Source organism: Oceanobacillus sp. FSL K6-3682, from assembly GCF_037976165.1.
Lineage (GTDB): Bacteria > Bacillota > Bacilli > Bacillales > Amphibacillaceae > Oceanobacillus > Oceanobacillus sojae.
Genome location: NZ_CP150263.1, coordinates 915,861 through 933,842, shown reverse-complemented (window position 1 = coordinate 933,842; position 17,982 = coordinate 915,861). Strand labels below are relative to the sequence as shown.

Here is a 17,982-nt window from a genome sequence, read left to right as displayed (position 1 = left end):
TTTCTATCGTTGGATTGAAAAGTTAAAATGAATAAATCTAGAAATACATCACATCAGCCATACATATTATTAATATATATTCTCACACGCGTTGTACTTCATTCCAACTCTTTCAGTAGTTACTGTAAATGAAGAAAATACCATTTTGTACCTTGGTGTGACCTCTGAAAACATATATTTTCCTTTCCAATTTCTTTACGTACAGAAAGCGTTTTCTTATAATAAGAGTATCGAAGTACTTGAAGGGGGACTTTATAAATGGATACAAAAGAGGGTACTTTGCTTTTTGAACCAAGTAAAACACAAGTGGAGCAGGCAAATATCACTTCTTATCGTACTTGGTTACAAGAATATAAACAAATTCAAACGAAAGATTACCATACTTTATGGAAATGGTCTGTGGAGGACTTTGATACATTTTGGGAATCCATTTGGGAATATTTTAAAATCCAGTCGCACGAGTCGTATCAAAACGTTCGTTCAAGCAAGCAGATCATCGGCACAAAATGGTTTCCTGAAGCAACCATCAACTATACAGAGCATGTATTCCGAAATAAATCGCTAGATAGCCCGGCTATTATTCATACATCAGAAAAACGGCAGCGGCAGGAAGTTTCCTGGGAAAAACTTTACCAGGATACTGCTGCGCTTCAAAATACACTGGAAAAACAAGGGATTCAAAAAGGAGATCGTGTTGCCTGCTATGCACCAAATATCTATGAAACTGTCGTTGCTTTCCTGGCAACTGCAAGCCTGGGTGCTGTTTGGTCCAGCGCCTCTCCTGACTTTGGGACACAAAGTGTGATGGAGCGCTTCCAGCAAATTGAGCCAAAAGCAATGATTACTGTCGACGGTTATTCTTATAATGGCAGGAAGTTTAATAGATTAGATGTTGTCAGAAAGCTGCAATCTGCACTTCCTTCCTTAAAAACGACGATAACTATTCCTTATCTAAATAATCAGGCCGATTTCAGCACCTGTGTCCATCCAATTTCCTGGGAGGATGCAACAGGCTGTCAAGAAAAGTTGGAAATGACTTATACACCTGTTGCCTTTAATGATCCGCTTTGGATATTATATTCTTCTGGAACAACAGGTAAACCGAAACCCATTGTACATAGCCAGGGCGGAATTTTATTGGAGCATTTAAAGGCGGTCCATCTGCATATGGATTTAAGCGCGGGTTCACGCTTCTTCTGGTTTACAACAACTGGCTGGATGATGTGGAATTTTCTTGTTGGCGGATTATTAACCGGAGCTTCCATTATTCTTTATGACGGGAGCCCGGCTTATCCGGATAAACAGGTTTTATGGCGGCTTGCAGAACAGACAAAAATGAATGTATTTGGTACCAGCGCCAGCTTTATAACTGCTTGTATGAATGAAAATATGATGCCGAAGAATAATTTTGATTTATCCCATTTGAGAAATATCAGTTCAACAGGCTCTCCGCTTTCCCCAGAAGGATTCGAGTGGTGCTATACACATGTAAAGAATGATATTTGGCTATCTTCCGTAAGTGGAGGTACAGATGTATGTACAGCCTTTTTACTTGGCTCTCCGATTCTTCCAGTATATGCCGGTGAAATTCAATGTGCAGGTCTGGGAGCGAAAATTGAAAGCTTTGATGAGGATGGCAATGCTTTAACAAATGAGATTGGTGAGCTTGTTCTGACTGCTCCATTTCCAAGTATGCCAATTTATTTCTGGAATGATGAATCCGGATTTCGAATGTACCATAGTTACTTTGATACTTTTCCGGGAGTTTGGTGTCATGGAGACTATATAAAATTAACAGATAGAAATACCGCTATTATTTACGGAAGATCTGATGCTACTATTAACCGTGGCGGCATCCGAATTGGAACGAGTGAAATTTACCGTGCTGCAGACCAAGTTACAGCAGTTGAGGACAGTTTAATGGTTGACCTTCCTCAAGGAAATGGTGATTCCATTACTCCATTATTTGTTGTTCTCAAAGATGGAGAAGAGCTTACCGAAAATTTGGAACAGGAAATTAAGCAGCAGCTGCGTACACATTGCTCGCCAAGACATGTTCCTACACATATTTACAGGGTAGAAGAGCTTCCGCAAACCCTGAATGGAAAGAAAGTTGAAATTCCCGTTAAAAAAATCCTGATGGGACAGGATGCTGCGACAGTTATTAATAAAGGCTCTCTGATTAACCCTGACAGCCTGGATTATTTTATCGACTTAGCTAAGAAAATATAAAAAATGCTGATTGAGGAGACTTACTCTTCAATCAGCATTTTTTTCATTTTAAACCGGGTTAATAAAACGCCCTTTCTCTCTACATTTTCTTCTTCAATTAATTCAAAGCCATACCTTTCAAAAAATCCCCTTGCTGTAATGCTTGAGAAAGTCCAAATAAGCGGAATTTCTTTCTTCCTTGCCCACTTCTCTGTCTCTATTAATAAAACGGAAGCAATTCCTAAACGCTGTTTATCCTTATGTACATACAGGCGGTCTAAATAACCGTCAGCTCGAATGTCAGCAAAACCGACAATTTGCTCCTTTATTTTTGCGACGAAGGTTTGATTTTTCAATAGAGAAGCTCCCCATTCCTTTAATATATTCTCTTTCTCTTCTGCAGGAGCCCAGGCGGCAATTTCCTCCTCACTGTAATCTGCTCGATTTACTTTCTCTACTGTAGCGTAAAACAAGTCAACAATCTCCGCTGTATCTTCTTGCGGAAAAGTCGTTATATGTATTTCACTCACAAAAACCTCTCCCTCACCCGCAACTATATTGCTGACTCATATAGAATTACAGCTGATGGAGGGCGGTCTGCCCTTCCATCAGCATTTTTAATCGAGTCAGCGAAATACCTTATTCTCTTTTTTATCACATGGATAGTAATATAATAATTGACGGGATAATCAATACTAATGAAATAATTGTTAAAATCCCCATGATTAATAATAAATTCCCGTACTTATTTAACAGCTCATTCACGTTACCTGCTGTTAAATCATCTGAAGATATAATATTGGAAGCTTCCACACCTGTCTGATAAAAGAGATAACCCGTTATAATTCCCGTCACACCACCGATAATTCCGCCGAGGCTCCCAAAGAAACTTACAATAATAGATAATGAGCTGAATATAATGGATGTCACACCAACTAATTTCCCCCATTTTGCTATTCTTTTTAAATTGTCCCTTTCTAAATACTCCATAAAAATTCCTCTCCTGTTAACGACTTTAGTACTATATTCACCTTCTATCGATTAGTTAAACATTTTCCAGTTCATTATTTGATTTATTTACCACTTATCACGTTCTAAAGATTAAAATTTGTGATTCCTGTTCTGCCCGACAGGATAAAAAGGGAACCATCAGATAAAAATGCTGATTAAGGGATAAACTTCCCACAATCAGCATTTCTTCAATTATTTAAAAACCGCTATAAGAATCACGATGGAATTTTCCGTATACTTGATGCAGATATTTATCCGGAACAGCTTCCTCTATTATTGGAAATATCTCTCTTTCCTCAAAACGAACATTGTTCTCTAAAAGCTCACCAAGACGATTCATCTTTTCATATGGATCTTCCTTGTTTTCTCGTATAGCATAAATGAGTCCGCGAATTTGTAGATGCTGATAAAGCATTTCTTTCATTAATTCAGTATCTGGTTTTTCAGCAAATACTTCATAAAGGGGCAGCAAAACTTCTTCTTCATCCCGAAAATGATGAACAGCATCCTTTTCCCAATAATCAATAAGACCCCGAATAAATTGTCCTAATGATTTATCTGTCTTTTCTGTACCGGCCTGCTTTAATTCCAACGCTTGTACTAACGCATGATGATGGTGATGTGATAATGGTTTCAAACCATCATGCCTCTGCTTTTTCACAATAAAACACCTCCGACACTTTCTGATCAGCTTCTCCCGGTTAAAATAGAGAAAAGTCCTTTTTTTTAGTATAAACCAAAGACTATCTGCTTTTATACTATTTTACTTTTTTATGATTTCTTTTTCAGATAATACGCTTCCTGAAATATATGCAGCTAAAGCCAAAAGCATAGATGTTACAACAGAATACATTCCAAATGGCTGCGGATAAAAAGTTTCAAAGATAATATAGCTGATGACACCGGTGAGCATCGAAGCAATGGCTCCGTGCTTTGTACCTCTCCTCCAATAAAGCCCGAGAATAATCGGCCAGATAAAAGCAGCCTCCAGACCGCCCATGGAGAATAAATTCAGCCAGATAATTAAATCTGGCGGCTGCAGCGACATGAAAACAACAATGATTCCTATTAACGCGGTAGCACCCATACTCCATCTGCGAATGGTTTTATCACCTGCATCTGGACGGACATAATTTAAATAGACATCTTTTACAATTGTGGAACTTACCATTAACAGCAGCGAGTTAACTGTTGTCATAATCGCTGCCATCGGAGCAGCCAAAACAATTCCTGCTGCCCAGCCTGGTAAAACGGCCTGCGCTAGCTCTGGCATAACTGTATCGCCTATTTCAATCCCTGGAAGTACTGTCCTGCCAAACACACCGATTAAATGCATATTCAGCATAATAAAACCGACAACAAAGGTACTGATAATAATACCGCGATGCAGCGCCTTTGCATTTTTATAGGACATGGCACGGACAGCAATCTGCGGCAGAGCAACGACTCCGACTCCGACTAATACCCAAAAGGAAGAGACATAAGCAGGCGTCAGGCTTCCATCTGAACCAAATGGCGTAAGAAGATTGGGGTTCTCTGCAGCCAGATCACTCATAATCTGAGATACGCCGCCACCTGCAATAATAACTGCAACTAGTAAAACAAGCGTGCCCAGAAACATAATAATCCCCTGAATTCCATCTGTAATAGCTACTGCCCGAAATCCGCCAACGACAACATATACTAAAACAGCAAACGAAAAAATACATAAAGCTGTAAAATAAGGTATTCCGGTCAATGATTGAACCAGGCGTGCACCGCCAATCCATTGTGCAGACATCGCTGAGAACAGGAAAATCAAAATACTGGCTGCCGAAAGAAGTACAACCCATTTTGACTGATATCTTTCCTTTAAAAAATCAACAATCGTAACCGCCTTGTACTTCCTTGTAACGATAGCGAACCGTTTCCCTAGCACCATCAGTACAAAATATCCTGTGGCCAGCTGTGTCATGGATAACAATACCCAGCCAAGCCCTTCATTATAAGCTGTTCCCGGCCCGCTCAGGAAGCTGCTCGCACTTCCATATGTAGTTACCAGTGTCATTGCCAAAATAAATCCGCCGAGACTTCTTCCGCCAAGAAAATATTCCTGTAAAAACGAGTCAGAGCGGCTGACAAATTTACCTGCCCAAATACCCACTATAAAAACAAGGCTAATAAAGATAAATAATGGTAAAACTGCTTCCCAATTCATGAGTGAACTCCTTTTGGTATATAAGATATAATGTCTTTTATCTACTCTTCCTCTTCTAAGGATATATCTTTAAAAAAGAACTTAACAACAAGGATTGTTAAAATCATCATCACAATAAATCCAAGAATACAGCTAAAGAAAAACCAAGCTGGGAAGCCTAATATATAATTATAGGATTCCGGGGATTTATTCCCGAGCCCATAGGCAAAACCAAACCACCAGATAAAATTAAAAATAACAAGACCTACGCCCAGCCAAGCTTCACGGTTAGCAGTTTTGTAGCGTTTATCCGTCCATTCTTTTCTTTCCATAAAGAAGCTCCTATCCAGAATAGATTATTTTCTTTTTTACTATAATCAACTTTCTATTCACTGTAAACTAATTAACAGTAAATAGGAATGAAGGAAATTTTCTTTATACCCCTTAAGAAGAAAGACGACTTTCTATCAAGAAGAAGTCGCCTTGTATAATTTTCGTGTATTATTCTGCCTTTCTTCATTATTGTATCCAAATTTAATAAGAAAAAATGTTAACCCTGAATTAACAAGGGTATTCAAAATCCCTAATAGTACCGGAAAATCAATATTGAATGCAAAATAGCGATTAACCAGCGTAATAATAACTCCGGTAAGAATTAAATGAGAGCTGACTCCAAATACTTTAAATTTGAAGTTTCTGCTCTTAACTGTATATAACCCAAGAGGAATCAATAGAACAAAACTCATGTAGGAGTTTATTGCCAGCCAGCTTACTGCTTCGATAGAATTATTTAAAATCAAGGAAGGCCAAATATTTAGTAAAGTTTTTAAACCAAACATATAAAAGCTTATATAGAATAACAGACCTACTATATTTAGAAAGGTGCGTTCTATTATTAGATACCATAAACGATGTTTCCCATTTTTCATTTCATATATAATTTCACAAACAACTGCCAGCAATAAAATCCCTGCTATTACGTATAACTGCATTATTGGTATATTCCCTTTAAATATTTCGAGCAAGAATTTAATAACGTTCAATAACTCACCTAACATTTCATTCACCTCCACTTTTTATTACATCGATCATCCCTTCTCGAGATGCTGTAATACTCCTTACTAAAACTCAAATGAAGCTGTATTAAATTCAGGCTTCCATCATATTTCATCTTCAAACGACAGGTTTACTGGTTTATCCTGCAGCTCACCCTGTATCTCCAGATTCGTTGCCGGAGTACTTTCATCTACTTCTTCAAAGGTAAATTGATCTGACCACACCGTTCCTTGGCCAGATAAAATGATACCAAACGAAATAACAGCGCTTTTTTCAGGTACATCTAAAACAATAGAATAACGATTCCAGTTTGTAGTGCCCTTAATAGGGCGATTACTCATATTATCAAATTGAACAACATCTTCCATTGTGTCATCCACCCGCATCCACATCCCAGCATATGTTTCTACATCTTTTGTACGGATAAAACATGAAAGCCGAATACGTTTGTCGACAAACTGATTGGCCTTAAAAGCCTGCATCATCGTTGCAAAATTCGTTGAATCAAGTACTGTTTTGGATTTCAAATAACCAGATGCCTTTCCTTGGTGAACAATCTCATGATCAACTCCCATTTCATAACTAAACGGATCTGACCCACTCAGAAACCAACCTTTTATTTTTGTTTCCATGTACGATTCCTCCTTATTTTTTATCACGTCAGACATCAGCCTGCGATATTGACCGGGGGGTAACTTGTATATTTTTTTAAATGCTCTTGTAAAGGATTCTTGTGATTCAAATTGATAGTATAATGCAATGTCAAGAATTCGTTCGTTTGAATAGAGTAAGGCGACAGAAGCATTTGCTAACCTCCGCATCCGAATGTATTCAGTAATCGTCATTCCTACCGATGATTGAAATATTCGATGGAAGTGGAATTTCGAAAAGCTTGATTGCCAAGCAATATACTCCAATGTAAGAGGCTCATGCAGATGCTCCTCAATATACATAATGGTTTGTTTTATAACGAATTCATAGTTATTCAACGTAAGCTCCCCTCCTTTATTTATAGAATATCAAAACCCTCTATCAACTTTTTGATATATCTTGCGAAATGATTGTTTTTTTCTTCCTGATATCATTCAAACACTGTGTTATTACAATCCATACAATGAAATTCAACTTCATTCCTATTATTTAAATTCATCAATGGTGTAGTCCGGGGACTTCATCATTTCCATGGCATTGCAGCCATACCTAGACAGGCTCCGATGGTAGAAATAGTGCATGATGATATTAGACCTGACGGTGGCAATTGGGAATGGATTTTTGACGAAAGAAGTATTAATCCAGAGCAAGATTTTTCACAAGGTTATTTTTTACTAGATCCTGGTGAAGAAGATGAACAGGTATTTTACTACTTTTTAGTAGCTCATTTTTCCGGTGAAATTGTATTCGAACATTGAGACGGCGAAGTAAGGTACTTCCAAATAAAAGAAGACAATTCCGTCGTGGAAGTTTATTGAGATAAAGGTGAAACCTTATCTTATTTTATTTTCAATTGAATTGTTCCTTCCCCTGTTCTTTAAGATTAATAGTTTATTATTGCGTTTGTAAAAATAAACTTTTTTGAATATTTTTTAGTGTGGGGGTTGTTTTAATAGTTATTTATGGTAGAATTGGTTCCAAATTGGAAAGGAGAGGGTACTATAGTATATTTTAAAGTCATTAAATGTAATAAAATTGATTGTTAAGGTGGGACACTATGAAAAAGATAATTTTAGTAATAAGTATTTTACTTGTTATAGTAAGCTTTTTACTATTTTATAGTGTGAAAAAGGAATATATCGGTCTAGTTGAAATTTTAGAGGTGCAAAATACTGACGCAAGCTATTTTCTTACTTTTCAAATTATTGATTGGGGAGAAACAGTTACTGTAGAAATTGATAGTAATTTTGAATTTATTGATGAAAATTCCAATCGTGTATCTTTTAATAGAGGATGGGATTCTATTAAAGTGAACGAATATTACCACGTAGATGTTATTAAGGAAAATGGTTTGAAAAGTCTGAATGGCGAGAAATATACCCTGAAAAATATGTACCTATTAGAAAACAATTGAAAGGGGATACAAATGAAAAAATCATTATTATCTATAGTAGTTTTTGTAAGTTCAATTATATTTTTGTTTTTTACTCATACTGATTCTTCTAGTGTTGATGCAAAAGAAAAAGATTCAAATGACTCATTAAATATTGAGAGTTTGGAAGATGGTAGAGTAGCTCCTGCAGAAAACGCAAAAAATCTAAACGAAGAAGAACTCAATCAAATACTTATTGAAATAGGTCACTCGATGGAAGATATTAATCATTATCCTATTGATTTAAAACAAGAATTTGTAGAATTAGGCGGCATGAAAGTAGAACCTGACAGTGAAGAAGTAGATCATAAACTTATAATTGATGATGAAGAATCTGAAGAAGTTGGCACGTTAGCCTCTTGTAAACCAAGTGATACTAACGGTAATTGTTCAGATGGTGATTGGAATGGCAGTGTTAATTTATTTAAAATCGGAGAGACTAGCTCACAGTATCAATACATAGTTCAATATAGAGTTCATTGGGAACAGACTCCGTTTTTTACATTTAAAGATAAGATAGGAGTTCATTGGGGAGCATTTGGCCAACCCGTTAGTGGTACTGCCTATGGTGAGGGTTCTGCAATTGACCCTGTTGGAGATACTATTTACTTTTCAATGCCTATGGATTTAAGCAGTAATTATGGATTCACAGGCGAGTATCGGTTTCCTTGTCCAGATCAAACTTGTAGGGTACAAGGTAGATTTGGATCTATGCATGAACAAATAAATATATCTAAAAATCAATATAAGCCAGGAGAACAATTAACCATTTCTGCTCATCATATTCATCCTCATCTACCAAATAACCTTTCGCTTAGTGTTGCTTTAGGCGGTGTATCTGTATCAGGGCTGCCAAGTCAATATGATGAATGGACTTGGAGAGCCAATTTTACATTAAATTAGATAAGAAAAAATATTAAGCAGATTTTCCCTCTTGTTCACGGGGTTAGTCTGCTTCTTTTTTTATTTAAATTTAGATAAGGGAAGTACTTCCCTTATCTTTTAATTAATTTCCGTTAGAAATGCTTTACCATTATTTACAAAAAGTACAACATCCTTATAATCTTCTATTTTAGTTATAAAAACCCCTTTATGTTGCTTGATAGGTATAATATGTACCGGTTTATTAATTTGCATTGTTAAACTGTCTTTTATGAGTCTCAATTTTTCTTTTTTCGATAAATGAGTAACAGACAACAATAAAGTATTAATACTGTTTAATTCAACTTGCTTTCCATCTATATTGGACCTCTTTTTAATAATATTGATTAGCATATCAACTTCATACTGATTTTCTTTTTTGTAGCTTTTTAAATTATTCTCTGTAGCATCTAAATTTTTTGAAGAAGACTTTCGTAATTGATATTTTTGTTTTTTCGTTTCCCAATCAAAAGTAGTTACATAATCTATAATGGATTCCTCTAAGTTCGTAAATCCAGTATAATCTGTCATATAAAAAACCTTATCTACAGTAGTGTAAATTGGATGATTTCTTATAGAGATTTTTAAATCGTAATATCCATATTTTTCCACCACGATATATGCGGATTCGATCTTTTCAGACTTACTGTAACGAACTACAGTGCCGGTCAGTGTTTTTTATATTCTTTTAATTACTTTAGGTAAAATAAATTCTCTTAAATCTTGTATTATTTTTTCGGGTAAGGGTAACATTTAACCAAAAAAAAGAAACACTGTTGTTTAGCGCTTCTTTTCACCAAATTTCAAGGCCATAATAAATATTTTTCCCATACTCCATTTATTAATTGATATTTTAACCTGGCATGCTTTCTGCTGCCTGCCAGAATTCTGCTTCCTTGGCAACGACCCGGTACTGTGTCCAGGCAGGAGAAACAGCACCCGGATTCTTCTCCAGATCATTGACTTTTTCTTTTAAAACGGTATCCAGATCGTCCGGCTTATCAAGAATCTCACTCTGCTTTCCCAATAATGCAATTGCCCACATTCAATAACCATTTATCCTATGTAATCGCAAGCTCCTAATTGATGCTTCTTAAACAACACTCCACTATTCTGTTTTCTCCTTAATGCGCATCGACAACAAAACTCCAAGCAAGGCCAGCACAGCCATAATAATAAATGCATATGTTGTGCCCCAATATGTTCCTACTTGCTCCGAGACATCCATCATAGAAGTGGTCACACTGATAACAGTGGTTAATACAACAACACCAAAAGCCATCCCCAATTGGCGCACTGTGTTAATAATGGCCGAATTATGCGCCATCTCCTTCTCATCCAATACATCTACACTGACAGAAACTAAAGGCATCAGCGTCAGTCCAAAGCCTGTCATAAAGAAGCAAAAATAAATCATTATCAGGAATGGAGAACTGTCGATATGCAGGCTTATCATTAGAACTAAGGAAAGTAATGTAGAGGAAAAACCAATAATAGATAGCATTCTTCCACCAAACCGATCATATAAATTTCCTGAAATAACAGATACAATACAAAGAAGAACCGTACCTGGAACTAATAAAAAGCCGGATAAAAAGGCACTTGTTTCTAATACATTTTGAGCAAACATCGGCAATATCGTTTCTGCTGAAAGTAACAGCATCATATTCATAAAAATAAGCACTACCGTTAACAAGAAAGTCCTGTTTTGAAATAAGCGGACATTGAGTACCGGGATTTGAATCGCCAATTGCCGTCTGACAAAAAGATATAAAAGAATGACACTGATTAAAAATGGTAAGATAACTAACATCAGATTCAGCCCGGCGATACTAATATTACTAATACTAAAAATAAACAAAGAAAAAGCCCCTGCTGATAGAATTACAGAAAGGATGTCCAGCCGTGCTTCATGCTTTTTCAAAACATCTTTCATATAGAAAATTGCCATGATTAATAGAACCAGAACTAATGGCAGCATAAACCAATGAAGTATACGCCATTGGAAGACATCAATAATCATTCCCGTCAATGATGGCGCGCTTGCTGGTGCTACATTGACTACTCCACCTAATAACCCCAGAGCAAATCCTCGTCTATTTTTAGGAAACACAGTAATTAAAATCGTTTGGATAACAGGTAATATAACACCTGTTCCAACTGCCTGCATTGCCCTCGCAAGAATTAATTGTATGAAGCTTTGTGAGAGCGCCCCTACAACAAGACCAGCTGCCATACAAATGAGTGCAAAGATTAAAAGCGCCTTCGTTGAGAACCGATTGGACAAATACCCGGTCAGCGGAATAAATACAATCGTTGTTAATAAGTAAATAGTCGTCAGCCATTGAACCTCGGTAGCATTAACCTGAAATTCTCTCATAATTGTCGGATAAGACGTAATTAATAGAAACTGACAAAACGTTAACAAAAATGCAGTAGCCAGTGTTACAATAATGACGCCTTTATTTTCTAATTTATTTTGCATTTCTCCTCCTCATTTCTTCTGACCTTGTATTCCAGGTGAAATTCAGTTGAATTGTTTTATCATCAAATAATGTGGAATCCCGTCTTCCATAAATTCATCCGAAGCAGTTTCATACCCGAGCTTATGGTAAAATGCTTCCGCATGCGACTGTCCATGCAGCTTTGCCTGAGTCAGACCTTTTTCTAAAGCGATTTCCTCTAAGGACTTTACGACAGTCTTCCCAAGACCATATTTACGATAGGGCTTCAAAATACAGATCCGCTCTAACTTCCCTACTCCCTCTACTGCTCTAATTCTTCCTACTCCTACAGGCTTATTGTCGTAATATACTAAAATATGATCGCAGTCAGCATCCAGCGAGTCAAATTCATCAAACTCCTCTTCCTCTGCCACTTCCTGCTCCTTCACAAAGATTTCTTTTCTAATTTCAAAAACTTTCTGTAAATCCTGCTCTTCTGTTACTATTTTATATGTCATACTGTGCCCCTTTCCAGATTCATTTTTATTAAATAATATAGTAGCTATCATTATAAGGTAATCTATTATTGTTGTAAATGCAACAATAATAGATTATTTGATTTAAAAGCTTTGAAAAAGCCTCTCAGTCTAATTTTGACCAAGAGACCACTTTCTTTTTATAATAAGAACATTTTTTATTCTTTATCTTCTACTCTATTGAATATTGCTTCTGGAATCATTTCAAAACCTTCAATCACTGTGTTTTCTTCCACTTCAATCATTAAACAGAGCTTGCCGTCAAGCGTTGTCTGGCGCACATAGCGTAAATCCTGCGGACATACTTTAATATCAGCAACTTTTGTTTTAATTTTAATGGACTTCGAGGTGTATTTCGGTACCACACTCGTTGCCTTGAGCTCATATTTTTCATCGTCAATTACTTTTTTAAAAGCGGACTCTACTTTTTCTGGATCAATATCCTGCACACCGCTGCTAGTTAATACCTTTTCTACATCCCGATAATCCAGTTTTGGTGTATCAGGCTCTTCATTTTCTTCCACAACACGCTGAATCTCATCATATACATTCGCCAGTGTTGTCGTATTAATTTGATCCCCTGCAACATCCTTTACAATCTCTTCGAATACAATCTTATCATCCTCTGCTGTCATTGCTTCCTCAGCATTCAGAACTTCTTCGATAAGATGATAATCCAGCTCATATGGTTTAGAGGCGGAATAAAGCACATGATTCACATCTGCCGCACCGCCAGTAAAGGATGGGAATAAGAAACCGCCAATCGGCGCTTTTAAATTAATTACCGGATCCACGACAAAATGGTATTTAAACTCCTTCTCCACATAATCGAAAAGCAGCTCTTTTTTCGGGTCCATCGTTTTGTTGATGCTGCATAAAATAAAAGGACTTGAATAAACTCTGTCCCGGCTGCTTTCTTCCGATTCTTCATTACTCCGTTTCGCAGGCTTTGCGTATTCCCCGTGGATAAATGTAACTACAATATCCATCTCATATTGCTTATCCTTCAGCATTTTCGCTACCAGCTCCAGCATCTGCTCCTTCCATTCCTCTGTATCTCCTGAGAGCATTGCCTTATGAAGTATGAGCTGACTGCTATCTTCCACATCACGCTGAAACTTAAGCTCGAATAATTTCTGATCTAACTGGCCTGTCAGCACCTTTTTAAAATTCGCCATAAACAAGTCCTTCTGCTCATCCTCCAGCAGTTCAAACGGTGTACTTTCGTAATGATAGATTTCACTTGATTCCTTCATAATATATACATTAAAAATATCCTGGATTTTTAATAAATCATTATTTACTTTGAATTGTTTTTTTATATCTGCAATATCTTTTTTATTCAAAATGGATTCTCCTCTGATTCTTAATCGGCTTATCACTTTTGCTGTTAGATTCTCAGCAGTATCTATCCATTTTATCATAAAACAATGCTGGGTTCAGTGGAAGATGTACTTTTACTTAAGTGAGATTTTTAAGCAAAAGAAAACTGGATTAATATAGATTCCGATGATTGAATCCCTTTTAATTCGTTTTTTTGTTAACAAACATTTAATATTATAACTTACTATTTTGGTAGTCTGGCATCTCTTTTTATCATTTAGTGCTCCATTTTAGTCTCAGATTTCATAACAAAAATCTTGATACAATTCTGCGAAAAGTATATAATATTATTGTTCGCTTGATTTCTAATACACCATTAAAATATTTCGGGGCCTTGGTATAATGGGATTACGTTTGACTGGCAGTCAAATAATACGGGTTCGATTCCCGTAGGCTCCACTACCGGTAATACATAAAAACACGCTTGCTTATTCTAATTTAGAATGAGAAGCGTGTTTTTTAATGAACTTCTTTTTTTTCATATATTTTTATTGAAATATATGAAATGATGGAAGCAATCAATATAGTAATTCCAATTACTAGAGTAAAATTTACTACAGAAAATATAGAGGAACCATTACTTTGGTAATTAATGTAGTACACTATTGTTAAAATCGTAAAGACTACTATGTTACCGGTCAAATATCTTTTTAGCGATTTTATCGAAGGCTTCATGATATCCCCCTTTCAAACAATTAGACTTCTTTAGCTTCCAGTTCGTTTATATTTTGTAGGCCAGGCATTGAAGCCAATTGTCTCAATAATGCCAGTGGTTCCTTTCCGGTTAATTTGCGCAATACTAATTTATCTTTCTCTAATGCAGGAAATATTTAATGTCTCCCTTATTTATATTTATTTAATATTCCCTCTGGAATATGACAATAATCATTAGGATATCTGGCTAACCTGTCTTGATGCTCCTCAGCGCTTCTTACATAATTGGTAAGCGGCAATACTTCAACCATAATACGCTCATAATCATCTCTATTCTCAAGGAACTCCTTTGCTTCTTTTAAATGCTCCGGATTTTCACTATATACACCTGTTCTATATTTTTCACCAACATCCTGCCCTTGTTTATTCAAACTGTACGGGTCAATGATTTCAAATAAATATTCCATGAATTCCTTCATCGTTACAACCGTCGGATCAAATTCTGTTTTTACACATTCGACGTACCCATCATACTCACCTTCAAGCGTATGACTTGTTCCATTAGCTCTTCCCGCTTCTGTAAATGTAACTCCAGGTAACGTTTTTATAAAAGCCTGCACTCCCCATAAACATCCACCTGCAAAGTAGACTACTTCCATATTGACTCTCCTCTTTGCGTTTAAACAACACTCAAAATTAAATTCTAAGTAATTATAAAGCTGTAGTTACTAAATTGATTCATATTCAACGAATGATACCTTCTCACTTATCCTAATTACTAATAAAAACAGGATAGCATTTTAAAACTCTGCATGCTACCCTGTTTTTTTTCATAACCTCTCCCGGTTGTATTTCAAATTGAATCTTTAAAAATTCTTGTCCACTAAAGGCTTTCCATCCTGGTCAACCATAACAGTCAGCCCTGCTCCATAACCTTCTTGATGCAGCATGTACAGTACACCCGTCTCATTATCCCGAATCACCTTGGTAACCTTCATCTTTCCCTGAGTATAAACTTCTTCAAAACGATTGTCTGCCATTGTTACATCCCTCATTAGTTTTTCTGATTAAATTTTGAAACGGCTTTACTTTAATCTTATTTTAACATACAAAAATTATTTCCCTTCCTTAGAATGTTTGAATAATCATTATAAGGAAGCTTGTAATGATTATTTTATTTATCTCGCAATTCTATTCACTTATATAAGTTTTTCTTATTTAAAAAGATAACTTTTTGATATTTTCCTTATTTTTCTTGCTATGATAAGATAAAATCATCTTTAAATTACATATCTCCATATTTAGTAAATTTTATAATCCAGCAATGAAAAATTTAGATTGAGGTTTGATATGTTTATTTATATTCTATTAGACGTGATATTTCCAATATTGATATTAACCTTGACCGGCGCAGTATTACAAAGAAAATTCCAATTTAGTCTGAAGCAGCTGTCTACACTGATTACTTATTGCTTGATGCCGGCTGCTGTATTTGTGAACATCTATAATATTAGCATTCAAATAAATTTGTTTTTCCAAATAATATACTATCTGATACTTTATAGTTTAGCCCTTATTGTCGTCAGTAATATTATTTCAAAAATATTAAAATTAGATAAAGGCGAAAGTGCAGCCCTAAAGAATAGTATTTCGTTAATGAATTCCGGTAATTACGGCTTGCCGATAAGTCAATTAGTTTTCAGCCACAATCCCTTAGGTTTTTCTATTCAGGTTTTTATTTTAATTTTCCAGAATCTTTTAACGTATTCTTATGGAATCTATAACTTATTATCAGCAACCAAATCAATCGGAGGTATTATTCAATCATTTTTAAGACTGCCTGTATTTCATGCGCTTATATTAGGTATTCTCTTTCAAGCTTTTACCATTCCAATTCCTAATTCTATCATGATACCTCTTGACCAGCTTGCGGATGGTTTTGTTGCCATAGCGCTCTTATTACTGGGAGCACAATTATCTAACATTAAACTTCACTTTTTCCATAGAGTTATCACATGGTCTTTAATTGGAAGGCTGTTCGTTGGACCGTTATTAGCGCTTGCTGTTATATATCTGCTGAACATCGATGGCGTTGTTGCACAATCATTATTTATTGCAAGCTCTTTTCCCACCTCCAGAAATACATCAACGATTGCTATGGAATATCAAATAAAGCCTGAACTGCATGCACAAGTTGTTTTGTTTTCAACACTTTTAAGCATCATCACCGTAACTGTCGTTATTTATTTTTCATATATTTTGTTTTGAGCCAGTTTGATTGAGTGCCAAGAATCTTTGATATAATAGATTTTTGGCACTTTTTTAGTTATGACAATTGTAGTTATTTCTGATGGTCTGCAGGCCTGATTACCTTATTTTATCCTGAATAACTTCTATTTCAATCTAATTCGAAAGGCTGCCAACTGTGAATATAACTCAGCCTCTTCACGCGTAATCACTTTCTTTAAATTGTAGCTTTCTTAAAAATTATCTTCTTTCTGTTTACTTTTACAAACCTCTCTCTTGATTAGTTAATTTAATGTTGAATTTATGAAGGTTAATATTGAACAATGCCGTACGTTTTAAAACAGAAGGAAGGGGTATATCAAAAATAAAGAGAGTTGCTATATACATATGACGGAAAAATTAGCAATAATTCCTTACTGAAAAATCATTTTTTTCACTTTATAACAGAAAACTGGACAATTCTGAACGGTATCAGTATTTTGTCATGGCAGTTACTATAATCCTTCTAAAAAAAATCTTACAATTTAAAATTATTTTACACAGCACCCTTGTATTTTTCACCTAAACGTATTACAATTAAATTGTGATAAACTTCACAAACTTTTTCTATTTCATTATAAGAGAGGAGCAATAAAATGAAGAACTTTATAAGTATACTAGGGTCAAATTCAGATTATTCAACCAATCGTCTCTTGCTGCAATTTATTCAAAAGCATTTTAAAGATCAGGCTAACATTGAAATTTTTGAAATTAAAAACTTACCTGCTTTTAATAAGCCGGAAGACAGGAAAGCACCTCATGAAGTACAGGAACTCGCGGACAAAATAAGGGAAGCAGATGGAGTAATCATCAGTTCTCCGGAGTATAATCACTCCGTACCGGCGGCATTAAAAAGTGCATTAGAATGGTTATCCTATACGAATCAGGCATTAATTGATAAGCCGGTTATGCTGACTGGAGCTTCCTATGGAAAATTAGGCTCTTCCCGTGCGCAGAGTCATTTACGGCAGATGCTTGATGCACCTGAATTGAAGGCACGTATTATGCCAAGTTCTGAATTTTTAATCGGTTATTCCTTACAGGCCTTTGATGATAATGGCAATTTAACGGATCAACGTAAAATAGAAGCTCTTGAGCGGATTTTTAATGACTTTGTACATTTTGTTGATATTACCAATCAGTTAGTTAATGCGAATGAATCTCATCAAAAACAAGCACCAAGCTACTCATGGGAAGCCAAATAATTATTAGGAGGTATAC

At 35.7% G+C, this 17,982-nt stretch carries 20 protein-coding genes and 1 tRNA gene; 7 read left to right on the top strand and 14 right to left on the bottom strand.

The window, feature by feature from the left end; genetic code table 11:
- The first annotated feature begins 258 nt into the window (after positions 1 to 258).
- A complete protein-coding gene (locus MHH51_RS04770; RefSeq protein WP_339284760.1) occupies positions 259 to 2,232 on the top strand; it encodes an acetoacetate--CoA ligase in 1,974 nt (657 codons plus the stop codon).
- 20 nt (positions 2,233 to 2,252) lie between these two features.
- Here MHH51_RS04770 and MHH51_RS04765 read toward each other — a convergent pair whose 3' ends face one another.
- From MHH51_RS04765 to MHH51_RS04735, 7 genes are all read right to left on the bottom strand, one after another.
- Positions 2,253 to 2,741 carry a GNAT family N-acetyltransferase gene (locus MHH51_RS04765; protein ID WP_339284758.1) on the bottom strand — a complete coding sequence of 163 codons (489 nt, stop codon included), beginning with the start codon at positions 2,739 to 2,741 and terminating at the stop codon, positions 2,253 to 2,255.
- A 124-nt stretch (positions 2,742 to 2,865) separates the two neighbouring features.
- Positions 2,866 to 3,201 carry a DUF5362 family protein gene (locus MHH51_RS04760; protein ID WP_147210887.1) on the bottom strand — a complete coding sequence of 112 codons (336 nt, stop codon included), beginning with the start codon at positions 3,199 to 3,201 and terminating at the stop codon, positions 2,866 to 2,868.
- A gap of 217 nt (positions 3,202 to 3,418) precedes the next feature.
- Positions 3,419 to 3,883 (bottom strand): hemerythrin domain-containing protein, encoded by a 465-nt coding sequence (locus tag MHH51_RS04755; protein WP_339284756.1) that lies wholly within the window; start codon positions 3,881 to 3,883, stop codon positions 3,419 to 3,421.
- 102 nt (positions 3,884 to 3,985) lie between these two features.
- Positions 3,986 to 5,419: a sodium/pantothenate symporter gene (gene panF / locus MHH51_RS04750; protein ID WP_339284754.1), complete on the bottom strand. Its 1,434-nt coding sequence runs from the start codon at positions 5,417 to 5,419 to the stop codon at positions 3,986 to 3,988.
- 41 nt (positions 5,420 to 5,460) lie between these two features.
- On the bottom strand, positions 5,461 to 5,730 hold the full coding sequence (locus tag MHH51_RS04745) for a YhdT family protein (RefSeq protein WP_147210885.1): 270 nt from the start codon (positions 5,728 to 5,730) through the stop codon (positions 5,461 to 5,463).
- Positions 5,731 to 5,865: 135 nt separating this feature from the next.
- Positions 5,866 to 6,456, bottom strand: a complete 591-nt coding sequence (locus tag MHH51_RS04740; RefSeq protein ID WP_339284753.1) for a hypothetical protein — start codon at positions 6,454 to 6,456, stop codon at positions 5,866 to 5,868.
- Between the two features lie 102 nt (positions 6,457 to 6,558).
- Positions 6,559 to 7,407 carry a helix-turn-helix domain-containing protein gene (locus tag MHH51_RS04735; RefSeq protein WP_339286251.1) on the bottom strand — a complete coding sequence of 283 codons (849 nt, stop codon included), beginning with the start codon at positions 7,405 to 7,407 and terminating at the stop codon, positions 6,559 to 6,561.
- A 261-nt stretch (positions 7,408 to 7,668) separates the two neighbouring features.
- Between MHH51_RS04735 and MHH51_RS04730 the strand changes: the two genes are divergently transcribed.
- From MHH51_RS04730 to MHH51_RS04720, 3 genes are all read left to right on the top strand, one after another.
- Positions 7,669 to 7,863: a hypothetical protein gene (locus MHH51_RS04730; protein ID WP_147210883.1), complete on the top strand. Its 195-nt coding sequence runs from the start codon at positions 7,669 to 7,671 to the stop codon at positions 7,861 to 7,863.
- A gap of 299 nt (positions 7,864 to 8,162) precedes the next feature.
- Positions 8,163 to 8,519, top strand: a complete 357-nt coding sequence (locus MHH51_RS04725) for a hypothetical protein (RefSeq protein WP_156985689.1) — start codon at positions 8,163 to 8,165, stop codon at positions 8,517 to 8,519.
- 12 nt (positions 8,520 to 8,531) lie between these two features.
- Positions 8,532 to 9,440, top strand: coding sequence for a hypothetical protein (locus tag MHH51_RS04720; RefSeq protein WP_156985690.1), 909 nt, complete (start codon positions 8,532 to 8,534; stop codon positions 9,438 to 9,440).
- A gap of 99 nt (positions 9,441 to 9,539) precedes the next feature.
- On the opposite strand, the gene MHH51_RS04715 is transcribed toward MHH51_RS04720, so the two are convergent.
- The 5 genes from MHH51_RS04715 to MHH51_RS04695 form a co-directional block, all read right to left on the bottom strand.
- Positions 9,540 to 9,989 (bottom strand): hypothetical protein, encoded by a 450-nt coding sequence (locus MHH51_RS04715; RefSeq protein ID WP_339284751.1) that lies wholly within the window; start codon positions 9,987 to 9,989, stop codon positions 9,540 to 9,542.
- A gap of 322 nt (positions 9,990 to 10,311) precedes the next feature.
- On the bottom strand, positions 10,312 to 10,503 hold the full coding sequence (locus tag MHH51_RS04710) for an FMN-binding protein (RefSeq protein ID WP_147210880.1): 192 nt from the start codon (positions 10,501 to 10,503) through the stop codon (positions 10,312 to 10,314).
- Positions 10,504 to 10,566: 63 nt separating this feature from the next.
- Positions 10,567 to 11,943 carry an MFS transporter gene (locus tag MHH51_RS04705; RefSeq protein WP_339284749.1) on the bottom strand — a complete coding sequence of 459 codons (1,377 nt, stop codon included), beginning with the start codon at positions 11,941 to 11,943 and terminating at the stop codon, positions 10,567 to 10,569.
- A 42-nt stretch (positions 11,944 to 11,985) separates the two neighbouring features.
- Positions 11,986 to 12,420, bottom strand: a complete 435-nt coding sequence (locus MHH51_RS04700) for a GNAT family N-acetyltransferase (RefSeq protein WP_339284747.1) — start codon at positions 12,418 to 12,420, stop codon at positions 11,986 to 11,988.
- Between the two features lie 176 nt (positions 12,421 to 12,596).
- Complete coding sequence (locus tag MHH51_RS04695; RefSeq protein ID WP_147210877.1) at positions 12,597 to 13,784, bottom strand: DUF4317 domain-containing protein; 1,188 nt, start codon at positions 13,782 to 13,784, stop codon at positions 12,597 to 12,599.
- A gap of 365 nt (positions 13,785 to 14,149) precedes the next feature.
- Between MHH51_RS04695 and MHH51_RS04690 the strand changes: the two genes are divergently transcribed.
- Positions 14,150 to 14,220 (top strand) — tRNA-Ala (locus MHH51_RS04690).
- Positions 14,221 to 14,663: 443 nt separating this feature from the next.
- Here the strand turns inward: MHH51_RS04690 and MHH51_RS04685 are convergent.
- A complete protein-coding gene (locus MHH51_RS04685) occupies positions 14,664 to 15,134 on the bottom strand; it encodes a peptide-methionine (S)-S-oxide reductase (protein WP_147210876.1) in 471 nt (156 codons plus the stop codon).
- Positions 15,135 to 15,341: 207 nt separating this feature from the next.
- Positions 15,342 to 15,515 (bottom strand): DUF6440 family protein, encoded by a 174-nt coding sequence (locus MHH51_RS04680; protein WP_339284745.1) that lies wholly within the window; start codon positions 15,513 to 15,515, stop codon positions 15,342 to 15,344.
- Positions 15,516 to 15,825: 310 nt separating this feature from the next.
- Between MHH51_RS04680 and MHH51_RS04675 the strand changes: the two genes are divergently transcribed.
- Positions 15,826 to 16,743 carry an AEC family transporter gene (locus tag MHH51_RS04675; protein WP_339284743.1) on the top strand — a complete coding sequence of 306 codons (918 nt, stop codon included), beginning with the start codon at positions 15,826 to 15,828 and terminating at the stop codon, positions 16,741 to 16,743.
- A gap of 614 nt (positions 16,744 to 17,357) precedes the next feature.
- The gene (locus MHH51_RS04670; RefSeq protein WP_156985695.1) at positions 17,358 to 17,966 is read left to right on the top strand and encodes an NADPH-dependent FMN reductase; all 609 of its coding nucleotides are present in this window, start codon (positions 17,358 to 17,360) and stop codon (positions 17,964 to 17,966) included.
- The last annotated feature ends 16 nt before the right edge of the window (positions 17,967 to 17,982 follow it).